Below are 15,975 nucleotides of genomic sequence, written 5' to 3'. Positions count from 1 at the left end.
GGTTAATCCGTTTAGGCATGTTCTACGTGAGCATGTCTGTGTTTGCGATCTGACAAAGCGATCCTATTCATGGTAGAGTAAAAGCAACCAAAACGACGAGGGAGAGCAGGCTATGAAGCGAAAACGAGCAGATCGACCTGGTTGGAGACGCGTGAAGCGATTGGGCTACCAGCAAAAATGGGTAGAATCTTTATCTTTCTCTGGGTACACTGTTCGTCTGACTCTGGACGAAGTAAGTGAGCCTGCTTACATGCCTGTCGGGGACAAAACTCTGTGCGTGGGCGATAGAGGATATGTGTACTTGCAGTATTTTCCCCATGGTCAAGCTTATGCCGTTACGAAAATGATGGATGAGTTAGGGAATACCGTGCAATGGTATATCGATATTTGCCGGGGACATGGCAAGGATGAGAACGGGCATATCTGGTATGACGATTTGTACCTCGACATCGTGGTACTGCCGACAGGAGAAGTATACCTGCTTGATCAGGATGAACTCGATGAGGCGCTGATAAAAGGAGCGATCACGAAAGAGGATCATCAGTTTGCCACAAAGACGGCTGATGGCATGCTACAGGATATTATAGCGGGAAAACGCGATGCCTTTGACTTTCCCAATTTCTTTGCATAGAATGGTGAGGAGTTTTCCATAGTGAGAAAAAGGAGGGGATGGGAATGAATAACAAGCGCGGAAAGTTCCCAATCTACTCTTTTTGCTTCGAAGAACGAAGGCGATGTTTGCTTTCGTTCTTTTTTTGTTGACGTTATCCATTCCAAAGAAAAGAACGTAGGGGGAGGCGCCATGCGGTATAAACGAGTCCTGGTCAAATTAAGCGGTGGAGCGGTAGCCAAGGAAAACGGGTTTGGCTTTGATCCTGTGCAGCTGGAGCATATCGCGGGGGAGATTCTGGCTTTGCTGGATATGGGTGTAGAAGTAGCCATCGTGATCGGCGGGGGCAATATTTTTCGCGGAAACATGGCCGATCAATGGGGAATCGAGCGGGTGGAGGCGGACAACATCGGTACATTGGCCACCGTCATCAATAGCTTGATGCTGCGTGGAGTTTTGAAAGCCCGAGTAAACAGGGAAGTCCGAGTCATGACTGCCGTTCCGATCAATGCAGTCGCCGAGCCGTACATTCGTCTGCGTGCCGTTCATCATTTGGAAAAGGGGCATGTGGTCATCTTCGCTGGAGGAAATGGTCAACCGTATGTGACCACTGACTATCCGGCTGTCCAGCGGGCGCTCGAGGTAAGCACGGACGCCCTTTTGGTCGCGAAGCACGGAGTAGATGGCGTGTACACTGCCGATCCGCGCAAGGATTCTACCGCGAAGCAGTATGTGGAGGTTTCTTTTGACGAGGTGGTACGAAGAGATTTGCGTGTCATGGATCAGGCCGCAATGATTTTGGCCAGAGACCACCAATTGCCGCTGCACGTGTTTAACTTTGACCAGCCGGGAGCCATGGCGCGGATTTGTCGAGGGGAGCAGGTAGGTACGTACATTAGCACAGAGCTGGAGGCACTGTATAAATAAAGCATAGCTGCACTTGCAAACGGTTGTCTCGCATCCATGAGACAGCCTTCGTCATATAAGTTTTAGACAGATCCTGATAAAAGTGACAGAGGCAGCCTAGGACGAGAAAATAAAGTCCTAGACTGCCACAGATAATTACATCTCACCTGGCGTTTTCTGCCCGATGGGGGGGATATGCCGAAGCTTGATCACGGTGAGTATGGCGATAGCGATCATGAGCCCGCCGCTAACGGCCACAACAGCATGCATGCCGCCGGTAAATGCTATCTGGGCGCCATGAAGAAGTGTTGAACCAATAGGTTCGGGTAAAGCTTTAGCCGCCGAGACTGCCCCGGCCAGACTTTCGCGGGAGGCTCCGGCTGTTAACGGCGTAACATCTCTCGGTATGAAGCCGGCAATTTGCGTGCGGTACACGTATGTTCCGATGCTACCTAATACAGCGATACCAAGTGCGAATGCGAATTCACCGCTCGTTTGCAGCAAGGACGCTGCCGAACCCGCTTTCGCAGGCGGGGCCGAGCCGACAATTAGATCGCTGGACAAGCTCGCAAACGGGGCTACTCCCACATTAAAAAAGATATAACCGACGATGAGGGTGGAGAGTCCGGATCCCGCTCCTACCTGGGACAGTAGAATACAACCAGTCGCTGAGACGGCAAGTCCTGCCCCGATCAGGAGCGACGGTCGGATCCGCCGGGCAATGATCGGCGACAACAACATGCCCGCCATCGACGCAACCACTCCCGGGAGCATGCACATCGCTGCCGCAAGCGGCGATAGTCCTTCCACGAATTGAAGATGCTGTGCGATGAAGAGCATGGAAGCACCTGTCAAAGTGATGCCGAACAAGCCGCCCAGTGCCGTGCTGAAGGTGGGGTTTGCGAATAGGCGCAAGTCCAATAGAGGACTGTCCAACCGTTGCTGCCGTCTTACGAATAATGTCCCGAAAACAACTCCAGCCGCGAGGGCAATGAGCGGCAAGATCTGTAGACCTTGCTTAGCGATTTCCTTAAGGCCGTATATTGCCGGTAGAATGGTGCACATCGACAGCATGACGCTAGTCATATCCAAATGACCAGGTGCGGGATCCCGATATTCGGGCAGAAGATGGGGCGCAGTCAACAACAGCAGTGCCATGACTGGAACGCCGAGTAGAAAAATCGAACCCCATGAAAAATGCTCCAGCATCATCCCGCCGACTACCGGGCCAAGCGCCATGCCTCCCATGGAGCACATGAACCATATTCCTATGGCGAGGGAACGCTGCTTATGATCGCGGAACATATTGCTGATTAAAGCCAGGGACGAAGGCGATACCGTCGCCCCGGCTATGCCGAGCAGCGCCCGTGCTGCAATCAGCATTTCAGAGGTGGTGGAATAAGCGGCCAACACCGAAGCCGAACCGAATGCCGCTGCGCCGAACATCAGCAGCTTACGGCGGCCGAGCCGATCTCCGAGCGAGCCCATCGTGATCAGAAACCCCGAGAGCATGAAGCCGTATATATCCATGATCCAGAGCTGTTCTGTACTGTCAGCTCCAATAGAGACGCTTATGTGAGGAAGTGCGAGAATCATTACGGACAAGTCTATCGAAACGAGCAGTGCAGGCAATGAAAGCACGGCAAGTCCGATCCATTCGTTCAAACCGGCCCGGTTACTCGATTCAAACGCAGCATCTTTCATTGGCCGTCCAGAGCCTTTCCGAGCTGATCCAACATCACCTTTGTTCCGTGCTCACGCTGTTCAGGCGTATCGAGACCGTCCAGAAAGACGCCCTGCTCGGTATAGATCAAGCGAGTGCCGCCATCTACGGAATCGAATTCCACCGTCGTCACGGAGACAGACATCCGCTTGTCTTCCATGTCCAGCGTGTATGAGTATACGATTCGCCTATTCTGAACGATTTCCTGATAGCAGGCATCGAATGTGTAAACGGGTCCCCCAGGCGGACCACCGCGATTGAATTCGCGGCCGCCGACGCGGAAATCGAACTCGTCGGCTTTAGGAAACCAACTGGCTTTGGCTGCTTGACCCGCCCATGCAGCGAATACACGGGCAGGGGAATGTTTATAGTTCCTTTCGATGACAAATGTGGAATGTTTGGCAGATCTTTCACTCACTGTCGAAACCTCCTTGTCCGGGTTCTTCCGGATGCTCATCTAAATATTCACCAAGTCGGTCGAGGTGGCGATCCATACTCGATTTTCTCTCGGCGAAAAATTTCTCATGCTTCATTCTCATCGTCCGTATGATGTTCATGAAATGCTCAACGGTAAACGGTTCGTTCCTTTGCATCCGACTCGATACATTCTCAAGCTCGTGCAAGAGTTTCTGCTGCATGCGAATACTTTCTTTCAGGCTATCTATTTGAATGGTAACAATGTCTGACAGGCTGAGTTGATCTCCGGCCATAACGGCTTTAATCTGCTCTAGCGATAGCCCCAACTCCTTTAAGGACAAAATTTGCTGTAGGCGTGAAATGTCCTTTTCGGTGTAGAGTCTGTATCCGGATGGCGAATAGCCGGATGGTGAAAACAAGCCTATCTGATCGTAAAAACGCAAAGTTCGTATTGTAACTCCCGCCATTTTCGCAAGTTCTCCGACTTTCCAATGTCGTTTCATGATCAGCCCCTTTCTTGATCGCTAGCGTTTCACCGGTATCTTCACTATAAACCGTTACGTTACGTAATGGTCAAGGAGCCTTATGAAGTTTTTTCCAATGGGAAGTCACTCATTTCCAAAGATCTAAAACTTTATTTTCTCGACATTTATAAGCCCCTTCTTCCTGCTTTTTTGTTTACAATGGATAACAGATTGTTGAATTGGTTTGAAAGGATGTCGTACATGAGTAAAACAGTTGTACTGGCAGAAAAGCCTTCGGTTGGACGCGACATTGCAAAAGTATTGCAGTGTCACAAAAAAGGAAACGGCTTTTTTGAAGGAGATAAATATATCGTAACGTGGGCGCTCGGGCATTTAGTTACTCTCGCTGATCCTGAAGCGTACGGGCAGCAATTCAGCTCGTGGCGAATCGAGGATTTGCCGATTATGCCGTCCCCATTGCGCTTGGTCGTGATCAAGGAAAGCAACAGGCAATTTCAGGTCGTCAAACAACAAATGAGACGCAACGATGTCGGACAGATCGTCATTGCGACGGATGCAGGGCGGGAAGGAGAGCTCGTCGCTCGGTGGATTCTCGAGGTGGTTCACGTGAATAAACCAATCAAGCGTCTGTGGATTTCCTCGGTGACAGATAAGGCGATCCGTGAAGGCTTCCGCAATCTGAAGGACGGCAAAAACTATGAAAACTTGTTTGCCTCCGCCGCTGCTCGTGCAGAAGCAGACTGGCTCGTAGGAATCAATGCCACCCGCGCCTTGACGTGCAAGCATAACGCCCAGCTCTCATGCGGTCGTGTCCAGACGCCAACACTCGCCATTGTGGCATCGCGAGAAGAGGAGATTCGTCGCTTTACGCCCAAGTCATTTTACGGACTGTCTGCGGTGGCCCAAGGTCCGATTCAGCTCCAATGGCAGGATCAGCAAACGAAGGATGTTAAAACGTTTTCCAAGGAAAAGGCTGATCAGCTAATAGCCGCTCTCAAACAGGAGAAAAATGCAGAAGTCATCGAGATTACCCGTGCACACAAAAAGACGTATGCTCCACAGCTGTACGATTTGACGGAGCTGCAACGGGATGCCAACCGGATGTTTGGCTACTCGCCAAAGCAGACGCTGTCCATCATGCAAGGACTATATGAGCATCACAAGGCCGTGACGTATCCACGAACGGACTCTCGTTATCTATCTGCTGATATCGTCGAGACGCTACCGGATCGAATCAAGGCTGTCCAAATGAAGCCATATGCGCCCCTCGCCGCCAGAATTCTGCGTGCGCCGATCAAAGCGAACAAATCGTTCGTGGATGACAGCAAAGTATCGGACCACCATGCCATTATCCCGACGGAGCAAGCCGTTTTTCTCGGCGATTTGAGCGATAAGGAACGCAAGATTTTCGACCTCATAGTGAAGCGTTTCCTGGCCGTTTTGCTGCCTGCCTTTGAATACGAGCAAACGACCATCCAGGCGAAAATCGGGAATGAAACGTTCCTGGCAAAAGGAAAAACCGTGCTCTCCCAAGGCTGGAGAGAGGCGTATGACCACGATGTAGAAGACGACGATGCGAAGGACGGCGTAAAGGAACAGATCTTGCCTTCTCTTGCCAAAGGAGATCGCCTGCAAATCCAGTCGATATCCCAGACCAAGGGCGAGACGAAGCCGCCAGAGCCATTTACAGAAGCGAGTCTGCTGTCTGCGATGGAAAACCCGGCGAAATACATGGCGAACGAGAGCAAGGATTTGATCAAAACGATTGGGGAAACGGGCGGACTTGGTACGGTAGCCACCCGCGCGGATGTGATCGAGAAGCTGTTCAACAGCTTTTTGCTAGAGAAGCGCGGCAAGCATATTTTTGTCACCGCAAAAGCCAAGCAATTGCTAGAGCTCGTCCCAGATGAAATGCAGTCGCCAACCTTGACCGCCCAATGGGAGCAAAAGCTCGGTGCCATCGCCAAGGGAAGCTTGAACAAGCGAGCGTTTATCGAAGAGATGAAATCGTACGCCAAAGAAGTTGTCCATCAGATCAAGAACAGCGATCAGACTTTCCGGCACGACAACCTGACCCGTAGCAGGTGCCCGGAGTGCAATAAGTTTTTGCTGGAGGTAAACGGAAAGCGCGGCAAAATGCAGGTGTGCCAGGATCGGGAATGCGGCTATCGCAAAAGCATTGCCAAGCAGACCAATGCCAGATGTCCAAAATGCCACAAAAGATTGGAGCTACGCGGAGAAGGGGAAGGACAAACCTTTGTCTGCGCTTGTGGGCACAAGGAAAAACTGAAGACCTTCCAGGAGCGTCGCGATAAGGAAAAGGGCGGCAAGGTTTCGAAAAAAGAAGTAGCCAAGTATTTGAAGGGACAGGACAAGGAGCAGGACGAAGGAATCAACTCTGCGTTGAAAGACGCACTGTCCAAATTAAAGTTGGATTAAAGAGGCGTGAAACAAAAGGCGGCCGACCATTCCTGTCAGCCGCCTCCTTCTATTTACTTTTTCTCCAGCACAGCAAAGTAATTTTCTTCATCGTCTGCGAAGTTAAAGACTCTACCAGAAGGCATCGTGACAATTTCTCCGACTTTTACATTCTTGTTGACTAAATCGTTCCGTAAGTCATCGATATTTTCCGAAAAGAGCAGGAGCGAAGGAGTGCCAAGATTCATTCCGGGCGACATTTTCGCAACGAATTCCTTATTGTGCAGAACGATGCTTGTTTCAGCGCCTTGTGCGGGAGCAATTTCAATCCATCTCATTTCACCGTTCTTCTCTTCTGAAACAACACGGAACCCTAGTTTTTCCGTCCAAAAGTTCACTGCTTGATCCTGGTTATTGACATACAGCATGATTTGACCGACTTTGCTAATCATCATAGACATTATCCACTCCCTACAATGGTAGTTAAAAACCCGACGCTCCTAATCCTTTCCATCCCGACGGTATCTGATACAAGATGCCAACGGACTCGTCTAGCTTGTCTTCATCATAGCATGAATAATCAGACAGGATTTCTTTTCAATTGCGCATTTTAGAAAAAGGAATTGCATTTCGCAAAAGAGGAGCATATACTCACAATTAAAAGTGAGTAATCACTCGCTAATCAAAAAGGTCATCTCGAGCCTGGTTCTGTGGCTTGTTTTTTTCACATAAAAAGAAAGTGATTACTCACTTCATTACGTAGGTAGGGGGAAGCGTTTATGAAACCAGTTGTTCGCTCCATTTGTATCGGGGGATTGTTACTGGCATTGTCGGGCTGCAATTGGACATCCGAAAATCATCCGTCTCTATCCGGCACAATCGAGGCCATCGAGCTGCCGATCGTAGCTGAAGTAGGCGGATTGGTGACAAACGTGACAGCAGAAGAGGGAAGTGCTGTAAAAAAAGGACAAGTGCTGGCCCAAATCGATAAACGAAGCTACCAAATTACTGTGGCAGAAGCACAGGCAGCATTGGACCAAGCGACAGCCAGACTAGAAGAGGCGAGAGCTGGTTCACGCGACACGACGATTCAAAGGAGCATGGCCAACGTCCAGCAGGCAAATGCGAATATCCAACTGGCACAAGCGAGAAAAAATCAGGCGGAAGCAGGAAAAGCACGAGCGACTGAACAGATGACGCAGGCAGAATCGCAATGGCAGGGGGCGCAGCAGACCCTTTTGTATCAACAAAAAAGACTCGAGGAAGCAACAGCGCTCTTCGAAAAAGGAGCGATCTCTGCCAAAGACCTCGACACGCAAAAAGAAGCAGTGAACCAGGCAAAAACGCAGGCAGATCAATGGGCGGCACAAGTAGCGCAGGCACAGGCACAGTACCGTTCTGCACAAGAAGACATCGCGGCTGCTGCGGCCCAAATCGGTACGGCACAAGCCGCTCAAGCCGGAGCACAGGCGGATCTCAATCAGGTGAAGGAAGGAAGTACCGATTACGCGATTCGGGCACTGCTCGCCACCCAGCAGCAGGCGAAAGCGAAACTGGATCAAGCCTTATTGCAGTTGGAAAAGTCCAAGATTACTGCAACAGACGATGGTACTCTCTTGCGTTCCTCTATCGAACAGGGGGAAGTAGCCAAAACAGGCGCTACCTTGTTTACGATGATGAAGCCAGATAAACTCGAGCTCGTCGTGTACATTCCGGAAACACAATTGAATCGGGTGAATAAAGGTCAAGAGGTTGGCATCAAGGTGGATGCCTATCCGGAAGAGGCGTTTACGGGAACGATCAGTCGCATCTCGGAAAAAGCAGAGTTCACGCCGAAAAATGTACAGACGCAGGATGAACGCACCAAGCTTGTATTCGCTGTTACGATACACATCACAGATGGGCTCGACAAAATCAAACCAGGTATGCCTGCGGACGTGCTGCTGGCAGACGGGGAGGGAGGTCAATGAACGCCGCTATCCAATGCGAGCAGTTGACGAAGCGTTTTGGAGATCGAGTAGCTGTGAACAGCTTGACGCTGACAGTTCCGAGAGGTTCGATTTACGGATTTTTGGGGCCGAATGGCTCAGGGAAATCGACCACAATCCGGATGCTTTGCGGTTTGTTGACCCCGACGACGGGAAAGGGGACGGTTCTTGGCTTCGATGTCATGACACAGAGCGAGGAAATCAAGCAACGGATCGGCTATATGTCGCAAAAGTTCAGCCTGTATGAAGATTTGACAGTGGAAGAGAATCTCGATTTTTATGCCGGAGTTTATCAATTAAACAGTGTAGAACGAAAGCAGCGGAAAGCGGAACTGATTGAGATGGCAGGCCTGACGGGCAGAGAAAAGCAGCTTGCGGGTTCGCTGTCAGGGGGATGGAAGCAACGCCTCGCGCTTTCCTGCGCACTTTTGCACAAGCCGGAGCTGTTGATTTTGGACGAACCGACAGCAGGAGTCGATCCTGTTTCCCGCCGGATTTTTTGGGACGTCATTCATGAGCTGGCGAGACAGGGGATCACCGTGCTGGTGACCACACATTACATGGATGAGGCGCAGACATGCGATTGGATTGGCTTTATTTTTTTCGGCAATCTGCTGGCGGAAGGCACTCCACAAGAGTTGATCGATCGTATGGGAGTAGGCAATCTGGAGGATGTCTTCATCGATCTGGTTAAGCAGGAGGAAGCCAGACAGGCGGTGGAGGAGGGAGTCCGATGAGGCATTTTGTCTGGGAGCGTTACTGGTCTGTCGTGAAGAAGGAAGTCATCCAAATCAAGCGGGATCGGCCGAGTCTGGCGATTGCACTGGTCATGCCGCTAATGCTGTTGTTTTTGTTCGGATATGCGGTCAATACAGATGTGAATGACATCCAGATGGCAGTCTGGAATCAAAGCCCTTCTACTGCCAGCCGAGAGCTGGTGGATCAGTTCGTCCATACGCGTGTATTCGAGGTGGCTGCCCATGTAGGTGGCTACGAGGAGATCGAAGCCATGTTAGACGATGGCTCCGTAAATGTAGCACTCATTATCGGGCCAGACTACACCCGCAAGCGTGATCGCAACGAACCGGTAGACGTGCAAATGCTCATTAATGGTTCCGATCCGAATATCGCCCGGACTGCCACTTCTCAAGCCCAGTTGATCGTCCAACATCAAGCGATCACGTTGCAGGAAATAAAGCTGCAAAAACAAGGCTTGGGGGAGCTGGAACAGCCACTCGGCTTGGATACACGCGTGCTGTTTAACCCCAATATGGAGAGTATTGTCTTCAATATTCCCGGCTTGATCGGCTTGATTATGCAAAACGTCACGATGATTCTGACAGCGTTTTCCCTCGTACGTGAGAAGGAGCGAGGAACGATGGAGCAATTAATCGTGACTCCGATACGTCCATTGGAGCTGATGCTCGGCAAAATTACCCCCTATGTAGGTGTAGGTCTCTTTTCGTTTTGTCTGGTGCTATTGGTTGGAACGTATTGGTTCGGGGTCCCGGTCAAAGGCAGCATATCGCTATTGGTAACTTTGTCTGTCTTGTTTTTGGTGACGACGCTTCTCTTGGGCATTTTCATTTCTACGGTGGCAAAGACCCAGCTTCAAGCGATGCAAATGGCATTTGCCTTTATCCTGCCCAGCGTGCTTCTCTCCGGTTTTATGTTCCCGCGCGATTCGATGCCGCTCGTGATACAATGGTTAGGCGGGCTCGTCCCGTTGACCTATTTTCTGGAAATCTTGCGGGGAATTTTCTTAAAGGGCGTGGACATCGATGCGCTCTGGAAGGATGTCGTCGGAATGAGCGGCTTTTGTCTCTTGATCCTGACCGTCGCTATCCTGCGATTCCGCAAGAAGATCGAATAAGAGGAGCGTAATGGGTGATGAACAAGCCGCCAACATTTGTAGAAGGCCTGTTGCAATATGTAGAAGAGTTGAAAGACGAGAGTGAGATGACGGAGAAGCATCGCAATATTTTGCGTGCATCGGTGAAGCTGTTCGCCGAAAAAGGCTTTCATGCCAGCTCAACCTCTGAAATTGCCAAAGAAGCAGGAGTGGCAGAGGGAACGATTTTTCGCCACTACAAATCGAAAAAGGATATTTTACTTGCCGTCGTAGCACCTGTGTTGGTCAAATTCGCGGCACCGTTTATCTTGAAGGATGTCCGTGAGATCTTCAAAGAGCAGAATAAAAAAACATTCTCCCAAATCGTGACAGAGCTGTACCGAAACCGGATCGACCTGGTGCTGGCGAATGAAAAGCATATTCGTATTTTGCTGCAAGAAGCCTTTTTCCATGACGAAATCAGGGAAGCACTGATCGCTACGGTTTTCACGGGTGTGAAGGAGATGGCAAATAAGCTGATCGAGGCAAAGGTAGAGGTAGGCGAATTGCGTCCGCTCCCGACACAGGCTGTCTTTCGGGCAATCCTGTCCTCGATGATCGGGCTCGTTTTGTTCCGGCAAGTTTTGGATACCGATGAATTTACGCAGTACAGTGACGACGAGCAAATCGCCCTGACGGTAGATATTTTGCTAAACGGGATTGGAAATCACTCTATCTAAAAATTTTTATCGATAAGTGAACGTTTTTCTCTCTATTTGGGTATAGAAATCCCTTCTGGGAATGGTATAATTGCAAACAACTTTTTGCTGTTTTTTATGGAGGAGAGTAAACCATGCAATTGTTATCAGAGAGAGAATGGCTCGCGTATCGAGAGAAAAACAAAGATCGTGCGCGCATGCTGATTTCTTGCCCGGACCGCGCAGGTATCGTCGCGGCAGTGTCGAACTTCTTGTTCCAACAAGGAGCCAACATCGTTCAATCTGACCAGTACACGACCGATCCGGAAACAGGCCGGTTTTTCATGCGCATTGAATTCGATCTTATTAATCTGGACGAGCGCTGTGAAGAGATCAAGGAAGCATTCAGCCCAGTAGCCGAGAGCTTTGGCATGGAATGGTCCTTGGTTGAAGCGAACAAGCGCAAGAAAGTCGCGTTGTTTGTTTCCAAAGAAGATCACTGTCTGTTGGAGCTCTTGTGGCGCTGGAAATCCGGGGAGCTGTTCGCGGATATTGCGGTTGTCGTCAGCAACCATCCTGACATGCAGGAGACTGTCGAGTCCTTCGGCATTCCGTATCGTTGCATCCCAGTTACGAAGGATAACAAGCAACAGGCAGAAGAAGCGCAGCTGGCAGCAGCAGAGGGCGTCGATCTGATCGTTCTGGCTCGCTACATGCAGATTTTGTCCCCGCGCTTTTTGGAGGACTACGCGATGCGGATTATCAATATCCATCATTCCTTCCTCCCAGCATTTGTCGGAGCGAAGCCTTACGAACAGGCTTATCGCCGCGGCGTGAAACTGATCGGAGCGACTGCGCATTACGTCACGGAAGAGCTGGACGCAGGGCCGATTATCGAGCAAGACGTTCAACGTGTATCGCATCAGGAAGACATCGAGGCACTGAAGCAGCTGGGACGTCAGGTAGAGCGTACGGTGCTGGCGCGTGCAGTTCGCTGGCATCTGGAGGATCGGGTGCTGGTGTACGGCAATAAAACAATTGTGTTCCCATAAGCATTGCGTGTTAAGAAGAGGCTATTCCTTTGAGGAAAAGCCTCTTCTTTTGCATGTTTTCTGGGAGAAGGCTGCACTCAAGAAGACCTCTCACACTTTACCAACTCCAGAAACTGAGCGACAACGGGACGCTGCTCTGTCTCACCGTCACGCGTGCAGACATACAAGGGACGCTTAATCTCGACCCCTGGCACGGTTACTCGACCGACCTCACCACGCTCTACCATTTCCCTCACGGCCAGAGCAGGAGCCAACATCGTCCCATATCCCGCCCGGACGGAGTGGATAGACTCGACCAGACCATGATACTGCATACCGACCTGTGGACGTTTCACCCCATGCTCGCGACAGAGGGCAAAAAGCCAATCCCGGGTAGAACTGCCTTGCTCGCGTAGCAAAAATGGCTCTTCTACGAGCTGCTCCATACGGATCTCTTTTCCTGCAAGCGGATGACGGGCAGGCAATATAAACCAATAAGGCACATCCATCAAATGAAGCCGCTTGATAGGCAGCTCATCCCACGATTCCTTGATAATGACGGCCACGTCAACCTCACAGCTAAGAAGCAGTTCAATGGATTGCATGGAATTACGCGTGCGAATTTCCACATCGACTCCTTCAAAATCGCGCTTGTACTGAGCTAGCCACTGCGGTACGAGATAATGAGAGGGGAGAAAGGTAGAAGCAATGCGGAGCTTTCCTTTCTTCCCTTGCTTCATCTCCGTCAGCTGCGTTTCAATTTCGCGCTCCCAGTCGTAAATACGACGTGCTTTTTCAAAAAGAAAACGTCCCTCATAGGTGAGAGAAATGCCGCGACCATCCGGGACGAGCAAAGTCATGTCCAACTCGGTTTCGAGCTTGCGGATTTGGGCACTTACGGCAGGCTGGCTGATCGAGAGTGCGATTGCTGCTTCGGTGACACTACCTCGTGACGCTACTTCTATGAAAATTCTGAGTGCATGTAAGTTCATCCTGTACCTCGATTCATAACTTTTGTTTATGAGTTATAGATAAAGATGTATTAGAAATGATGAGTGATTGCGCGTAAGGTATAGCTCAGAAAGACAGAAAACGTAGAGAGAAGGATCAGGAGATGAGAGAAGTCAGTGGAAAGACACAAGTCGTGGCAGTCGCACTGGTGACAGCATTATGCATGATAGGAGATTCGATGCTGTACGTGGTGCTTCCTCTTTTCTGGGAAGAGGCGGGGTTAACATCGCTGTGGGAAGTGGGGGTATTGCTTGCGGTGAACCGCTTCATCCGTGTACCACTCGGGCCCCTTGTAGGTAAATGGTATGAGCGCTCGGGAGGACGTACGGGTTTGATTGTGGCAGTGGTGCTTGCTTTTCTAACGACGCTCTCATACAGCTTGGAAGGCTTTTGGCTGTGGCTTCTGATGCGATGCTTGTGGGGAGTCGCTTGGACATTTTTAAGGCTAGGTGCGTATTCCTTGATCGTGACCGTTTCCGAAGGGCATAATCGTGGGCAGCTCATGGGCCTGTACAACGGACTGTATCGATTGGGCAGTCTTGGCGGCATGCTGGTCGGAGCGCTACTGGCCTCTTGGTACGGGCTGTCTGTTGCTTCCATCGCTCTCGCGGTGCCTTCCTTGTTTGCAGCGATTCTCGTTTTTCGCTATATACGGCCTTCCTTTACCAGTCAGGATCAGACAGGTGTGAAGCGGATGGTAGCAGGAAAACGTATGGGGAGTCAGGGGGCGGTGCTGATGACGATGATTACGGCACTACTCGTCACGATGGTGTACCAAGGGATATTTACCTCCACGTTAAGCAGAATGATCGAAGTGCGCGATCCATTTATTGTGGTCGGCGGAATGGTGTTAGGGGCAGCAGTCATTGCGAGTCTGGTACAAGGCATACGCTGGGGATGGGAACCGTGGGCTGCCCCGTTAGTTGGTACATTGTCTGACAAGCATGGCAGGACGAAAATGTTCATCGTGACTTTGCTTGTCGCTTCGGTTCTGTTTGCTGCGTTGCAGGGAACGACACCCCTGCAAGGAACGAACGCACTCTTGATATGGTTTGCCATTTTATTCGGTATTCAGTTGACCGCGACGATTATCACTACCGTGCTGGATACACTCGCGGCGGATGTAGCAGCGAGACAGGCCAATAGCCATGCATTGATGACACAATATTCAGTCGTGAGCGATCTGGGCGCGGCGTTGGGGCCGCTCCTTGCCTTTTGGCTGGATGAACATGTAGGACTGGGTGTGATATACATCGGAATTGCTATTGTGCTGTTTATGCTTGCACTAGCCTGGTTGGGCCAACCGAAGCTGATCAAGATGGAAAACGTCTCTTGATCGTAGTCATGACGTGGGCAATCGCAGCCTCTTTGTCAGGACCGTGCAGCAGCATATGATTGGAATTCTCGTACCAAGAAATGTGCGGAGAAGCTGCTTCATCCACACTGGTCGCGAGTATTTGTGCACTCACGGCGTGGACAGTATCATCCCGTCTTGCTTGCAGCAGGACGTATGGCGTCGTAATTTTGGACAAAAGCGGCTTCGTTTCTGCCAACAGCCTGCGAAATTGCAGCATGCTGCTAAAAGGAATTCTGCCGATGCCATGTAGGTAGCGTTTGGAGTGGGTAGAGAAATCCTCACGCAAATAGTGCATCGCTTCTTTGACATCCCAATATTTATAAGGGGTGTTGATGGTAATCAGCAGGGCGACGGGGTATTTCGTCGTCAAGTGAAAGGCGAGCAGTCCCCCCATGGAAAATCCGATGACCACGATGGTGTCAGCGCGCATGGCCAGTCGCTTGTAGCCTTCTTCTGCCGAGCGGAGCCAGTCGTGGCGGGTGCTTTTTGCCATGTGACGACGAGTAGTCCCATGCCCCTCCAAGGTAGGGCATTCCACGTGATAGCCAGCCTCGCGGAGCTTTTTGGCGAGTGGGAGTATGTCGTTGATGTCTCCGGCAAATCCATGGATGAGTAAGCAACCGACTGTTCCTGACATGGAATCTCTTCCTCTCAGATACTGGGAAATTTGATGGATCATCCATATTATATACGAAAAGGTGAGAAGGAGGCGACCGCGCAAGTGTGCCCACACCAAGCAAAAAAAGGAAAGAAAAAGCGACTTCACGCAGCTGCGATGAAGTCGGCTAGTCACTAACGGGTATCTGTACCTGAAAAATAGGTTACAGCCCAATGGTTTTCAGTTCTGGAGAGATAAGTAGCGTAGGTTGCGTGCAGGCTTGGATATCTTCCGCTGTATAGCCTTCTGCTACTTCGACGAGGACAAGTCCGTCTGGGGTTACGTCCATGACAGCTCTGTCCGTAATGATACGGTTGACAACCTTCTTGCCGGTAAGTGGCAGGGCACATTCATTCAAGATTTTTGTCTCACCATGCTTGTTGACATGATCCATGATGACGACGATTTTTTTCGCGCCGTGGACGAGATCCATGGCACCGCCCATGCCCTTGACCATTTTTCCAGGAATCATCCAGTTTGCGAGATCGCCCGCAGCAGAAACCTCCATCGCCCCCAAAATAGCGAGGTCGATATGGCCGCCGCGAATCATCGCAAACGATTCAGCACTGGAGAAGTAGGCCGCACCTGGAATAGCCGTAACGGTTTCTTTTCCGGCGTTAATTAGATCAGGATCGAGATTTTCCTCTGTCGGGTAAGGGCCAATTCCGAGCAAGCCGTTTTCCGATTGCAGAACGACCGTTTTTCCTTCCGGGATGTAGTTGGCGACGAGCGTGGGCATTCCAATCCCCAAGTTTACGTAAAAGCCATCTTCTATTTCCCCGGCGGCACGAGTGGCGATTTGCTCACGTGTAAGCGACATCTGTGTTTTCCTCCCTTGAATG

16 protein-coding genes are annotated in these 15,975 nt (G+C 50.6%); 9 read left to right on the top strand and 7 right to left on the bottom strand.

Going from position 1 to position 15,975, the window contains the following annotated elements:
- Positions 1 to 112 precede the first annotated feature (112 nt).
- Positions 113 to 631 (top strand): DUF402 domain-containing protein, encoded by a 519-nt coding sequence (locus ACKKE8_RS27035; RefSeq protein ID WP_409175728.1) that lies wholly within the window; start codon positions 113 to 115, stop codon positions 629 to 631.
- A gap of 171 nt (positions 632 to 802) precedes the next feature.
- Positions 803 to 1,537 (top strand): UMP kinase, encoded by a 735-nt coding sequence (pyrH, locus tag ACKKE8_RS27030; RefSeq protein ID WP_409175727.1) that lies wholly within the window; start codon positions 803 to 805, stop codon positions 1,535 to 1,537.
- Between the two features lie 135 nt (positions 1,538 to 1,672).
- Here the strand turns inward: pyrH and ACKKE8_RS27025 are convergent, their stop codons facing one another.
- Genes ACKKE8_RS27025 through ACKKE8_RS27015 form a run of 3 tightly spaced genes read right to left on the bottom strand, consistent with a single transcriptional unit; the run spans position 1,673 to position 4,159 of the window.
- The gene (locus tag ACKKE8_RS27025) at positions 1,673 to 3,220 is read right to left on the bottom strand and encodes an MFS transporter (RefSeq protein ID WP_409175726.1); all 1,548 of its coding nucleotides are present in this window, start codon (positions 3,218 to 3,220) and stop codon (positions 1,673 to 1,675) included.
- Positions 3,217 to 3,657, bottom strand: coding sequence for an SRPBCC family protein (locus ACKKE8_RS27020; protein ID WP_409175725.1), 441 nt, complete (start codon positions 3,655 to 3,657; stop codon positions 3,217 to 3,219). Before ACKKE8_RS27020 ends, ACKKE8_RS27025 begins: the two co-directional genes overlap by 4 nt.
- A complete protein-coding gene (locus ACKKE8_RS27015) occupies positions 3,650 to 4,159 on the bottom strand; it encodes a MerR family transcriptional regulator (protein WP_409175724.1) in 510 nt (169 codons plus the stop codon). The genes ACKKE8_RS27020 and ACKKE8_RS27015 overlap by 8 nt, the downstream gene beginning before the upstream one ends.
- 222 nt (positions 4,160 to 4,381) lie before the next feature.
- Between ACKKE8_RS27015 and ACKKE8_RS27010 the strand changes: the two genes are divergently transcribed.
- A complete protein-coding gene (locus ACKKE8_RS27010; protein WP_409175723.1) occupies positions 4,382 to 6,580 on the top strand; it encodes a DNA topoisomerase III in 2,199 nt (732 codons plus the stop codon).
- Between the two features lie 53 nt (positions 6,581 to 6,633).
- Here ACKKE8_RS27010 and ACKKE8_RS27005 read toward each other — a convergent pair whose 3' ends face one another.
- Entirely contained in the window at positions 6,634 to 7,011 is a 378-nt protein-coding gene (locus tag ACKKE8_RS27005) for a VOC family protein (RefSeq protein ID WP_409179210.1), read from the bottom strand.
- Between the two features lie 327 nt (positions 7,012 to 7,338).
- On the opposite strand from ACKKE8_RS27005, the gene ACKKE8_RS27000 reads away from it, so the two are divergent.
- From ACKKE8_RS27000 to purU, 5 genes are all read left to right on the top strand, one after another.
- Complete coding sequence (locus tag ACKKE8_RS27000; RefSeq protein ID WP_409175722.1) at positions 7,339 to 8,529, top strand: HlyD family secretion protein; 1,191 nt, start codon at positions 7,339 to 7,341, stop codon at positions 8,527 to 8,529.
- Positions 8,526 to 9,284: an ABC transporter ATP-binding protein gene (locus tag ACKKE8_RS26995; RefSeq protein WP_409175721.1), complete on the top strand. Its 759-nt coding sequence runs from the start codon at positions 8,526 to 8,528 to the stop codon at positions 9,282 to 9,284. Before ACKKE8_RS27000 ends, ACKKE8_RS26995 begins: the two co-directional genes overlap by 4 nt.
- Positions 9,281 to 10,420 carry an ABC transporter permease gene (locus ACKKE8_RS26990; protein WP_409175720.1) on the top strand — a complete coding sequence of 380 codons (1,140 nt, stop codon included), beginning with the start codon at positions 9,281 to 9,283 and terminating at the stop codon, positions 10,418 to 10,420. The genes ACKKE8_RS26995 and ACKKE8_RS26990 overlap by 4 nt, the downstream gene beginning before the upstream one ends.
- Before the next feature lie 17 nt (positions 10,421 to 10,437).
- Positions 10,438 to 11,118 carry a TetR/AcrR family transcriptional regulator gene (locus ACKKE8_RS26985; RefSeq protein ID WP_409175719.1) on the top strand — a complete coding sequence of 227 codons (681 nt, stop codon included), beginning with the start codon at positions 10,438 to 10,440 and terminating at the stop codon, positions 11,116 to 11,118.
- Between the two features lie 113 nt (positions 11,119 to 11,231).
- Positions 11,232 to 12,128 carry a formyltetrahydrofolate deformylase gene (purU, locus tag ACKKE8_RS26980; RefSeq protein WP_409175718.1) on the top strand — a complete coding sequence of 299 codons (897 nt, stop codon included), beginning with the start codon at positions 11,232 to 11,234 and terminating at the stop codon, positions 12,126 to 12,128.
- Between the two features lie 77 nt (positions 12,129 to 12,205).
- On the opposite strand, the gene ACKKE8_RS26975 is transcribed toward purU, so the two are convergent.
- On the bottom strand, positions 12,206 to 13,099 hold the full coding sequence (locus ACKKE8_RS26975; RefSeq protein ID WP_409175717.1) for a LysR family transcriptional regulator: 894 nt from the start codon (positions 13,097 to 13,099) through the stop codon (positions 12,206 to 12,208).
- 122 nt (positions 13,100 to 13,221) lie between these two features.
- Here ACKKE8_RS26975 and ACKKE8_RS26970 point away from each other — a divergent pair, with 122 nt between their 5' ends.
- On the top strand, positions 13,222 to 14,454 hold the full coding sequence (locus ACKKE8_RS26970) for an MFS transporter (RefSeq protein WP_409175716.1): 1,233 nt from the start codon (positions 13,222 to 13,224) through the stop codon (positions 14,452 to 14,454).
- Here ACKKE8_RS26970 and ACKKE8_RS26965 read toward each other — a convergent pair.
- On the bottom strand, positions 14,432 to 15,196 hold the full coding sequence (locus tag ACKKE8_RS26965) for an alpha/beta hydrolase (protein WP_409175715.1): 765 nt from the start codon (positions 15,194 to 15,196) through the stop codon (positions 14,432 to 14,434). The genes ACKKE8_RS26970 and ACKKE8_RS26965 overlap by 23 nt on opposite strands.
- Before the next feature lie 100 nt (positions 15,197 to 15,296).
- Positions 15,297 to 15,953, bottom strand: coding sequence for a CoA transferase subunit B (locus ACKKE8_RS26960; protein WP_048034676.1), 657 nt, complete (start codon positions 15,951 to 15,953; stop codon positions 15,297 to 15,299).
- Positions 15,954 to 15,975 lie beyond the last annotated feature (22 nt).

The organism is Brevibacillus fortis (assembly GCF_046196545.1).
GTDB lineage: Bacteria > Bacillota > Bacilli > Brevibacillales > Brevibacillaceae > Brevibacillus > Brevibacillus fortis_A.
The sequence above is the reverse complement of the archived record's forward strand: the minus strand, read 5'-3'. Positions and strand labels throughout refer to the sequence as shown.

Excerpts from the sequence above, each read along its gene's own strand:
- ACKKE8_RS26975 (WP_409175717.1), bottom strand. The coding sequence starts at position 13,099 with ATGAACTTACATGCACTCAGAATTTTCATAGAAGTAGCGTCACGAGGT.
- ACKKE8_RS27005 (WP_409179210.1), bottom strand. The coding sequence starts at position 7,011 with ATGATTAGCAAAGTCGGTCAAATCATGCTGTATGTCAATAACCAGGAT.
- ACKKE8_RS27035 (WP_409175728.1), top strand. The coding sequence starts at position 113 with ATGAAGCGAAAACGAGCAGATCGACCTGGTTGGAGACGCGTGAAGCGA.
- ACKKE8_RS27015 (WP_409175724.1), bottom strand. The coding sequence starts at position 4,159 with ATGAAACGACATTGGAAAGTCGGAGAACTTGCGAAAATGGCGGGAGTT.
- ACKKE8_RS26995 (WP_409175721.1), top strand. The coding sequence starts at position 8,526 with ATGAACGCCGCTATCCAATGCGAGCAGTTGACGAAGCGTTTTGGAGAT.
- ACKKE8_RS26990 (WP_409175720.1), top strand. The coding sequence starts at position 9,281 with ATGAGGCATTTTGTCTGGGAGCGTTACTGGTCTGTCGTGAAGAAGGAA.
- ACKKE8_RS27010 (WP_409175723.1), top strand. The coding sequence starts at position 4,382 with ATGAGTAAAACAGTTGTACTGGCAGAAAAGCCTTCGGTTGGACGCGAC.
- ACKKE8_RS26985 (WP_409175719.1), top strand. The coding sequence starts at position 10,438 with ATGAACAAGCCGCCAACATTTGTAGAAGGCCTGTTGCAATATGTAGAA.
- pyrH (WP_409175727.1), top strand. The coding sequence starts at position 803 with ATGCGGTATAAACGAGTCCTGGTCAAATTAAGCGGTGGAGCGGTAGCC.
- ACKKE8_RS26960 (WP_048034676.1), bottom strand. The coding sequence starts at position 15,953 with ATGTCGCTTACACGTGAGCAAATCGCCACTCGTGCCGCCGGGGAAATA.
- ACKKE8_RS27025 (WP_409175726.1), bottom strand. The coding sequence starts at position 3,220 with ATGAAAGATGCTGCGTTTGAATCGAGTAACCGGGCCGGTTTGAACGAA.
- ACKKE8_RS27000 (WP_409175722.1), top strand. The coding sequence starts at position 7,339 with ATGAAACCAGTTGTTCGCTCCATTTGTATCGGGGGATTGTTACTGGCA.
- ACKKE8_RS26970 (WP_409175716.1), top strand. The coding sequence starts at position 13,222 with ATGAGAGAAGTCAGTGGAAAGACACAAGTCGTGGCAGTCGCACTGGTG.
- purU (WP_409175718.1), top strand. The coding sequence starts at position 11,232 with ATGCAATTGTTATCAGAGAGAGAATGGCTCGCGTATCGAGAGAAAAAC.